Raw genomic sequence first — 1,641 nt, forward strand, 5'->3', positions numbered from 1 at the left:
GTGCGATTCCGGTGGATCGGCCGTTGGTGGGTGTGGTGCATCTGGCGGGTGTGCTGGATGACGGGGTGATCGGTTCGTTGACGGCGGAGCGGGTGGGGGCGGTGTTGCGTCCGAAGGTGGACGCGGCGTTGCACCTGCATGAGCTGACGCGTGGCATGGACCTCGCCGCCTTCGTCCTCTTCTCCTCCGTCGCCGGCACCTTCGGCAACGCGGGTCAGGGCAATTACGCCGCGGCGAACGCGTTCCTGGACGCGCTGGCCACGCACCGCAGAGCAGAGGGACTCCCCGCACACTCCCTCGCCTGGGGCTTCTGGGACGAGGCCAGCGGCATGACCGGCAAGCTGTCCGGTGCCGAACGCTCCCGTATCTCGTCCGTCGGTGGCGTCTTCCCGATCTCCTCGGAAGGCGGAGTGGCCCTCTTCGACGCCGCACTGCGGATGGACCGGCCGGTAGTCGTGCCGGTACAGCTCGACCTCTCCGCCGTACGCGCCCAGGGCGCCGCCGCCCGCGAACTCTTCCGCACCTTGGTCCCGGTCGTCACGCGGCGCAACGCCGCGGGCCACGTGGAGGCGAACGGCCTTCAGCAGCGGCTCGCCCGTCTCGCCGAGCCCGAGCGCGAAGCCGCCATGCTGGAGGTCGTCCTCGGACAGGTCGCCTCCGTCCTCGGCTACAGCTCGCTCCAGGCCATCGAGCCGGAGAAGGCGTTCAAGGACCTCGGTTTCGACTCCCTGCGGGCGGTGGAGTTCCGTAACGCCCTGGCCGAGGCCACCGCGCTCCGGCTCCCCGCGACCGTTGTCTTCGACTACCCCACCCCCGTGGCCCTGGCCCGGCACCTGCTGTCGGCGGTGTCAGGCACCGAGGCTGCCGCGCAGGCGGCCCGCACCGCGGTCCGCCCGAACCCCGCCGCCCAGGCCGACGACCCCATCGCGATCGTGGGCATGGCGTGCCGCTACCCGGGCGACGTCGGCTCCCCCGAGGACCTCTGGCAGGCCGTGATCGACGGCGCCGACCTCATCTCCGACTTCCCGACCGACCGGGGCTGGGACCTGCGGAAGATCTACGATCCGGAAGGCGTGCGGCCCGACACCAGCTACGTCGCCCGCGGCGGATTCCTCGACGACGCCCCCGGATTCGATCCGGCGTTCTTCGGGATCAGCCCGAACGAGGCCCTGATCATGGACCCGCAGCAGCGACTGCTGCTGGAGACCTCCTGGGAGGCGTTCGAACGGGCAGGCATCGACCCGCTCTCGCTCAAGGAGAGCCGGACCGGTGTCTTCGCCGGGATGATGTACCACGACTACGCCCACAACGCGAGCACGGGCGGCATCGCCTCCGGCCGGATCTCCTACGTACTCGGCCTCGAAGGCCCGTCGATGACGGTGGACACGGCGTGCTCCTCGTCCCTGGTGAGCCTGCACCTCGCGATTCAGGCCCTGCGCTCCGGGGAGTGCTCCCTCGCGCTGGCGGGCGGCGTGGCCGTCATGTCGGAGCCCGAGGTCTTCGTGGAGTTCAGCCGTCAGCGTGGGTTGGCGAAGGACGGCCGGTGCAAGTCGTTCGCGGGTGCTGCGGATGGTGCCGCGTGGTCGGAGGGTGTCGGGGTTCTGCTGGTCGAGCGCTTGTCGGATGCTCGTCGGCTGGGTC

Annotated in this window: 1 protein-coding gene; it reads left to right on the forward strand. The window is 70.6% G+C overall.

What is annotated here, in order from left to right; genetic code table 11:
* Positions 1-26: 26 nt before the first annotated feature.
* Positions 27-1,641 (forward strand): type I polyketide synthase (locus tag E6R60_RS36385; RefSeq protein WP_346766105.1); only part of this gene is annotated, 1,615 nt, incomplete at its 3' end.

Source organism: Streptomyces sp. A0642, assembly GCF_004795105.1.
Taxonomy (GTDB): domain Bacteria; phylum Actinomycetota; class Actinomycetes; order Streptomycetales; family Streptomycetaceae; genus Streptomyces.